Source organism: Halochromatium roseum (genome assembly GCF_016653315.1).
GTDB classification, from domain to species: Bacteria; Pseudomonadota; Gammaproteobacteria; order Chromatiales; family Chromatiaceae; genus Lamprobacter; species Lamprobacter roseus.
In genome coordinates, this window is the sequence record NZ_NHSH01000063.1 from 1 (window position 1) to 6,593 (window position 6,593).

At 61.7% G+C, this 6,593-nt stretch carries 9 protein-coding genes; 8 read left to right on the forward strand and 1 reads right to left on the reverse strand.

Translation table 11 applies throughout. The features are described from left to right. Positions 1-312: 312 nt before the first annotated feature. Positions 313-558 carry an MBL fold metallo-hydrolase gene (locus tag CCR96_RS15565; protein ID WP_201221044.1) on the forward strand — a complete coding sequence of 82 codons (246 nt, stop codon included), beginning with the start codon at positions 313-315 and terminating at the stop codon, positions 556-558. 307 nt (positions 559-865) lie between these two features. Here CCR96_RS15565 and CCR96_RS15570 read toward each other — a convergent pair whose 3' ends face one another. Continuing rightward, positions 866-1,588 (reverse strand): hypothetical protein, encoded by a 723-nt coding sequence (locus CCR96_RS15570; protein WP_242519127.1) that lies wholly within the window; start codon positions 1,586-1,588, stop codon positions 866-868. A gap of 229 nt (positions 1,589-1,817) precedes the next feature. Here CCR96_RS15570 and CCR96_RS15575 point away from each other — a divergent pair, with 229 nt between their 5' ends. The 7 genes from CCR96_RS15575 (at position 1,818) to CCR96_RS15605 (ending at position 6,466) form a co-directional block, all read left to right on the forward strand. Beyond that, positions 1,818-2,318 carry a helix-turn-helix domain-containing protein gene (locus CCR96_RS15575; protein ID WP_201221045.1) on the forward strand — a complete coding sequence of 167 codons (501 nt, stop codon included), beginning with the start codon at positions 1,818-1,820 and terminating at the stop codon, positions 2,316-2,318. Next, a complete protein-coding gene (locus tag CCR96_RS15580; RefSeq protein ID WP_207191988.1) occupies positions 2,318-2,989 on the forward strand; it encodes a Crp/Fnr family transcriptional regulator in 672 nt (223 codons plus the stop codon). Before CCR96_RS15575 ends, CCR96_RS15580 begins: the two co-directional genes overlap by 1 nt. Before the next feature lie 41 nt (positions 2,990-3,030). Then, positions 3,031-3,618 carry a lytic transglycosylase domain-containing protein gene (locus tag CCR96_RS15585; RefSeq protein WP_242519128.1) on the forward strand — a complete coding sequence of 196 codons (588 nt, stop codon included), beginning with the start codon at positions 3,031-3,033 and terminating at the stop codon, positions 3,616-3,618. Positions 3,619-3,936: 318 nt separating this feature from the next. Continuing rightward, the gene (locus CCR96_RS15590; protein WP_201221048.1) at positions 3,937-4,305 is read left to right on the forward strand and encodes an antitoxin Xre/MbcA/ParS toxin-binding domain-containing protein; all 369 of its coding nucleotides are present in this window, start codon (positions 3,937-3,939) and stop codon (positions 4,303-4,305) included. 27 nt (positions 4,306-4,332) lie between these two features. After that, positions 4,333-4,893, forward strand: coding sequence for an RES family NAD+ phosphorylase (locus CCR96_RS15595; RefSeq protein WP_201221049.1), 561 nt, complete (start codon positions 4,333-4,335; stop codon positions 4,891-4,893). Between the two features lie 365 nt (positions 4,894-5,258). Then, a complete protein-coding gene (locus CCR96_RS15600) occupies positions 5,259-5,888 on the forward strand; it encodes a DUF1819 family protein (RefSeq protein WP_201221050.1) in 630 nt (209 codons plus the stop codon). Then, complete coding sequence (locus tag CCR96_RS15605) at positions 5,885-6,466, forward strand: DUF1788 domain-containing protein (RefSeq protein ID WP_201221051.1); 582 nt, start codon at positions 5,885-5,887, stop codon at positions 6,464-6,466. The genes CCR96_RS15600 and CCR96_RS15605 overlap by 4 nt, the downstream gene beginning before the upstream one ends. The last annotated feature ends 127 nt before the right edge of the window (positions 6,467-6,593 follow it).

Here is a 6,593-nt window from a genome sequence, read left to right on the forward strand (position 1 = left end):
GGTGCAAAGCTTCTTTGTCCAGGCACTGCAACTCGATGAGTTTACCCTTCGGTTGGAGGGCGTGGAGACCGGTTCTATCGAGGCTTGAACCGGCCAGCATGGCTTTTTTGAACTCCGAAACGTGAGTCCAAACACCTGATCCAGGATCTGCACAGCCTCTGCCGCGAAGTCATCGTCGTCGGTGCCGAGCCGCAGATCCTGGCACCTGGTCTGTTCTCCACCGGCCTGCTCGACAGTCAGCCGCCAGAACAGGCGCTGATCCTAAAACTGGGTGGCGTCACCCTGGCGATCAGCGGCTGCGCCCATCCGGGCATGGAACAGATCGTCGAGCGGGGCCGGGCGCTGCTCGGTGCGCCGATCACCTGGGCGGTCGGTGGTTTTCATCTGATGTACGCCGACAGCGTTGAGATTGCCCGGTCCGTGCAGGCTTTGCAGGCGCTCGGGGTGACCGATGTGCTGCCGACGCATTGCACCGGCGATGCAGCAACGGCCGCGTTTGAGCAGGCCTATGGTGAGCACTGCGTGAGCGGTGGGGTCGGGCGCCGACTGGAGCTGTGATCGGCGCCCGCGCGGTTCGGGATTGCTGCAAAGCCGGGCAGTTTGCAAGCGCGTTTGCAAGCGATCCGCGGCCTGCTGCGAGCAGACCGCAAGGTTGGTCATGTACTGACCATTCCGGCCGCTGCGATTGATTCGGCGGACGCTTTTGGACATGTCACCAGGACTGCGCACAGGGTTATCCACAACGGCTGTGGAGCAATCGCGATTAGGTAGCGAGCTGTTGGATGATCACTGTCAGTCGGAATCCGGCAACTGGAAAGCGACGTGTAGCCCTCTGCTGGACCTCTACTGACCAGCCCAATGAACCTCAAGTCTGCGGCTCTGGCTCAGAGACTGGTGTCTCAGGCTCTGTGCTCTGCGGATCCTCTGCACCATCGACTGCATGATCGTCCTGTGCGGACACTTCTTGTTTCCGACCATCGACCAGCGAGCCTGTCGCCAGTGCTCTTACTCCAGTCTCGACATCGGCATGCTTCAGTTCGTCATCCTTGCCAGCACGCTCAGCAGACGCTCTTGCCCGGCGCTCGAGATCAATCAGATCCCGACCGAGCCCATAGACTAAGCGGCGCAAGTCATGGGTCAGGTTCTTGCGCAGCTTGTTGTTGATCACTCCCGCGAACCAAAGCCCATCGAGCAGCATCAAGGTCTGATCCAAGCGCAGGATCAGACGCACATACTGCGCCAGTGCGGGTGAGGACACCTGCAAGGTCACCTCACGCGGATTGGTATAGCGCGGCAGTGGCACACCACCCTCGGCATCGGCGAGGACTTTCAGCCGCGCATGCTCGTCGTTCAGACGCTCAGCAACAGCGCCAATCCGACTCGAGACCAGATCTTCAATCTGATCCATCTCCGCTTCTTCGGCCAGAATGCGCAGCACCACCGAGATTGAGTACAGCGCCCTGACCACGAGCATGAATGAATGTCCACGCTGAAGGACATATTGGGCATTCTGACTGTGGATGGTGAGCGTTTGCTCAAGGACGGGTTTGGAGAAGGCACGCTTGGAGGTGGGTGTTTGTGAAGCCATGAGCTGTATTCCGCTGAGAGAGAGAATCTCCAGCCTGACGTCATGACGACCCACTTCGCAGCATTGAAAGGTGCTGCGAGCGTATCGCTTTCACGAGCCTGGATCGCGAAGCCGTGAATGGATGGAGGGGCATCGAGAAAGACATCAAAAATGATAATCTTTTAACGTCGCGGATCGCGCCTTGTGATTATAAAGTGTAAGGGAAAACCCGTATAAGGAGTCTCATCCCATGTCGCATGCCCTCACGATGACCCGCGAGGCCCGTCAACGTTATGTGATTCAGCGTGCACGCCAAGCGCGTGGTCTTACCCAACGCGAGCTCGGGCAACGCGTCGGTGTGTCTCCAGCGACCATCTCTCAGTTGGAAAATGGTCGAAAATCGCTCGACCCCAGGTTGGCCGAACGACTGGCCAACGCACTCCAATTGCAGGGTCAGGCCCTGCAGCAGTTGCTCAACACCGACGACAAAGCCGATTGGCGACGCTGGATCTGGCATTCGCGCTGCAGCCCGAACGAGAAGCTGTTGTTACTGGCCCTGCTTGATCGCTCCGCGCAGGCCGCCGAGACCGAGGGTCTGGTCGAGCAGACCGGCCTCCCGGCGGGCACCGTGCGTGCACTCACCGACGCCTTGCATCGCCGCGGCCTGCTGCGTCGCGTCTTCGACAGTCAAAGCGGTGAGCAGGCCTGGTGCTTTGCGTTGACGCCAGCCAATGGAGGACTCCAGCCATGATGCCAAGCACCAACGGACAAACGGAACGGCTCAGCGCATTGCAGCAGCGTCTGCTCGCCTATGGGATTGAGCACGAGGTCAACACTAGTGAGCAGTTCGATGCGCGCCTGGCACAGGCATGCATCGGCATCGTGCTGCGCGGGCAATTGCGGGTGATCTGGGAGCAGGATGGCGAAGTGTCCGATATCGCGCTCTTGCGCACGGGCGACTGGGTCAATGCACAGGGCTTTCTGCTCGGGGAGACGTCTGCCCACACCGTCTATCGGGCCGCGGCCTTCACGCGGCTGTTGTTGATCGACATCGCTCAGCTGAATGCACGACTCGCTGATGGGGTGTTAGCGGAACTGCAGGCCCCGTTGCACCAGGCGTTGGCCCAGTATTTGGCTAGGCGGATGACGACACTGTCCGGGCGGTTGCACCAGATCCGCTTTGCCGACACCGAATCTCTCATCCTGCAGGTCTTGCAGGAGGCAACGACCTGGCCGTCTGCGATGTCGCATCCGGATGGGACCTTGGTCATGGCGCCCTGCAAGGTCATTGCAGAGCGGATCGGCTGTGCGCGGGCAACGGTCAGTCGACTACTGGGGGAGCTGATGCGCGCGGGCCGGTTGCGCCGTGAGGGACGTCGGCTGCTGTTGTTCGACGAGCCTTTGGGCGCGGAGCAAGGATGATGTCGGCGCACGCTCGAGCTGGGCGTGGATTGCTCCTCGTCATGATGGCCCTCGCCCCGCTGACGTCGGACGCCAACATGGCGCCTGGGCTTGAGGCGTTTGGTTTCGAGGCGCCATTAAGGCAGAGGGAGCTGCTGCCAGCCTGGCAGCAATGGAGCACGGCTGGGCCGTCCCGGCGGGTTTTAGCGCCGAGCATCCGCCATATCCGCGAGCGCCGTGCGTTACCAACGACGATCGCCAAGCGGCGGGCACGTTATGCCGCGCTGATCGAGGCCGAGGCGAGGCGCCAAGGGGTCGACCCCGAACTGGTGCATGCGGTCATCCGCGCTGAGTCGAGCTATCGGCCGCGGGCGCAGTCACCGGCGGGTGCCCGCGGCCTGATGCAGCTGATGCCGGCCACCGCGAGCCGATTTGGCGTGACCGATTGTTGGAGCCCGGCACAGAATATTCGTGGTGGGGTGTCGTACCTGCGGTTTCTGATCGAGCGCTTCGAGGGCGAATTGTCACTGGTGCTTGCCGCTTATAACGCAGGGGAGGGTGCTGTCGCGAAGCATGGTAATCGGATTCCGCCGTATCGGGAGACGCGGCAGTATGTGCGTCGTGTTCTCGGCTATCTCGGGAAAACGTGATGCCATAGAACCTTGTGGTTGGCTGCCCAGTTCGGATCTGGCGGCTGGGGGCAACGGCTTCAGGTATCTCATCAAGCGCTTGCAACAGCGCCATCATGCCTGGCCGAAATGACGATCACCGGATGCTGCGGCGCTTGTCGGAGTCGGGTCAGGTGCGCTTTCAGGGGCGGGGCATCCTGCTGATCGGCCATGCTGGGCGTGGGGGTGCGCGCGGCCTGAGCCCGGTTTCTCTGGATGTTAGGTTGAGCGCTGCTGCTTGCAGAATGCCGTCGATGCCGCATAATCTGCACAATGAATGGTGCATTGAGTGAGGCAACGATGGCTGTGGCAGTCGAAGACTTGACCTGTCTCTTCTCGGACCGAGGTCTCGTCGAGACCGATCGGCTCGCCGAGCAACTGCATGTCACCAAAGTCGAGCTCGCGCGGGCCACCGGGCTCTCGCGCGATGCACTCAGCAAGCGTGCGCGGAGCATCTCGCCAAAGACCCAACAGCGTTTGCGCGATACCGTCGACATCATCAATCGCGCGATCCCTTGGACGGGATCAACGGCACGCGCCTTCGCCTGGTTTCGCTCGCAACCGCTGCCATCCTTCGGTGATAAGACCGCCGAGGATTTGCTCAAGGAAGGGCGCGCCCAAGCGGTCAAGGATTACTTGTCGCGCATCGCTGATGGGGGCTATGCCTGAGCCATTGCCGACACCCGGCGAGTCGTGATGACGGCCCAACTCGATCACCTCGCCGTTCGCTTCGACGGCCTGGCCTATCGCGCCCATCATCCGCGTTGGGCGTATCTCCCAACATCCGGCGAAGGGGCTGAGCGCCACGGCGGGCGCTTCAACCGCAAGGGCCAGTCCGCGCTCTATACCTCGCTCGATCTCACCACTGCCTGGCTCGAAGCGCAGCAGGGTTTTCCCTTCAAGGCGCAGCCGATGACGCTCGTTGCCTACCAGGTGCATTGCGAGCGAATCGCCGATCTCACCCATCTCGGCCGACTGGCATCAGCTAGCATTGATCCTGCTGATTTGGGCTGCCCGTGGGAAGACTTGGCGAGTCGAGGCCTTCAGCCAGCGACATGGCGGATCACTGACGCGTTGCTGACGGCGGATTTTCAAGGTGCCTTGGTTCCGAGCTTTGCACCGGCGCTGAATCCAGCGCCAACAGAGGCTCCGCGGCGCAATTTGGTGCTCTGGACTTGGGCGAGCGCCGCGCCTTGTTCGGTTCAGGTTATCGATGACTTCGGTCGTTTGCCGAAAGATGCGGCGAGTTGGGCTTAGGGTCCTGACTGCTCAGGTTAGGCGCTGATTCCCGCGCGGCGTCATTGTGTAGCGCTGCTTGTCGCGGGTTAAACCCGAGCGCCCCAGCCGAGGTTCGCAAGGTCGAACCCGGCTCCTTCGTTGCTCCCCGTCAATTCCTCTTCAGGCTCCCTGTCCTAGCATCAACCCCATCGATCGCAGACGACGCGCATGGCGGGAATATCGCCGCGTCGACGCATGGAGAAGGGGATGAGAGGTCTACACCTCGCGACAGGTGGCTTCGACTCGGACAGGCCCGGACTGTCAGGGCACGCGGGTCTATTGCCTGCTGTGATGCCGATCCTTTGGGATGGCGGGCGCGCAGGCGATGACCTAATGCGGTGACGTTGAACCAGCCCGCGGGGCATGCAGGACGCTATAAGGCCAACTTCAGCAAGGGCGGCCTGATGGTGCCGGAGAGTCGCGTTGTGGCCGACCTTCTGCTCCAAGGGGTCGACCCGGGGCGGTGGCAGCAAGCGATCGCCGTTGAAAACGTCCTCGCCAAGCGCTCTCCATCCACAGCGCTGACCAAGGCCAACCTGATTCGCGCGCGCCTGCGGGCGATGCCGGCGTCCCTCTGGACCCTCATCCGCGACGGCAGCCGGTCTGTTGCCACGCAGGCGACGCTGGCCGCGACGGTCAGCTACTCGCCGCTGTTCGGCGACTTCCTCGATCTCGTGGTTCGTGATCTGTATCGGCGCTTTGAGCCGAGGCTCAAGCGCGCCCACTGGGATCAGTACCTCGCCGACTGCAAGACCCGCGACGCGCAGATGCCGGATTGGAGCGAGGCCACCCGCACCACGCTGCGCACGCGCGCCTTCGGCATGCTGCGCGAGGCCGGCTTCCTCTCCGCCGATCGCGCCTGTCGCCTGCAGACGGTCATGATCGAAGCCGAGGTGAAACAGGCCTTGCGCGCGGCCGAGCGATGGTATGCACTGCGCTGCATCGGACTCAGCGAGCGGGACGCACCGAGATGAGCAGCGACTTCGAGCAACGGTTGGATCAGATCCTTGGCCGGATCACCGCCGATGACTTCCTACAAGGCCGCGGGCTTGGCAACGAGATTCCTTTCTACGCCTTCGATTACCCGCCGGAGCAGGAGCTTGCGGTGCGTGAGCATATTGTCTTCCTGCTCGAACAGCTCCCCAAGCACCGGCCCGATCTGCGCGCCACCCACGTCAACCTGTTCGATCTGATCATCGAAACCCTCAAGTCCCGCAACTTCTACGACAAGGCCCTCGACCTGCAGCGCAAGAAGGGCGATGCCGCGCTGCTCAAAGCCCTCGCCGCACCGCTCGATGCCGGCAAGCTCGCGGCAGCCCTGATCGAACAAGCCCAGCCCGCGGCCCAAGACCTCGTGCTGGTCTCCGGCGTCGGCAGCGCCTACCCATTGCTGCGCACCCACAACCTGCTCAATAACCTCCACGCCGGCATGGGCAGTACCCCGCTGGTGCTGTTCTATCCCGGTACCTATGACGGTCAGTCGCTGCGGCTGTTCGGTTTGCTGCAGGACAAGCCGTACTACCGGGCTTTTAGATTAGTTGATAGTGGCTAGTACTACTTTGTTAGATTAATTCCGAGCCCCTAGCTCAACCAGTATCATTCGCGCTATCAGGATCGTTTCCTTTGTAATATCGCTCAATATCTTTACGTCGTTTTTGATGCCGGATGTCCATCTGTGC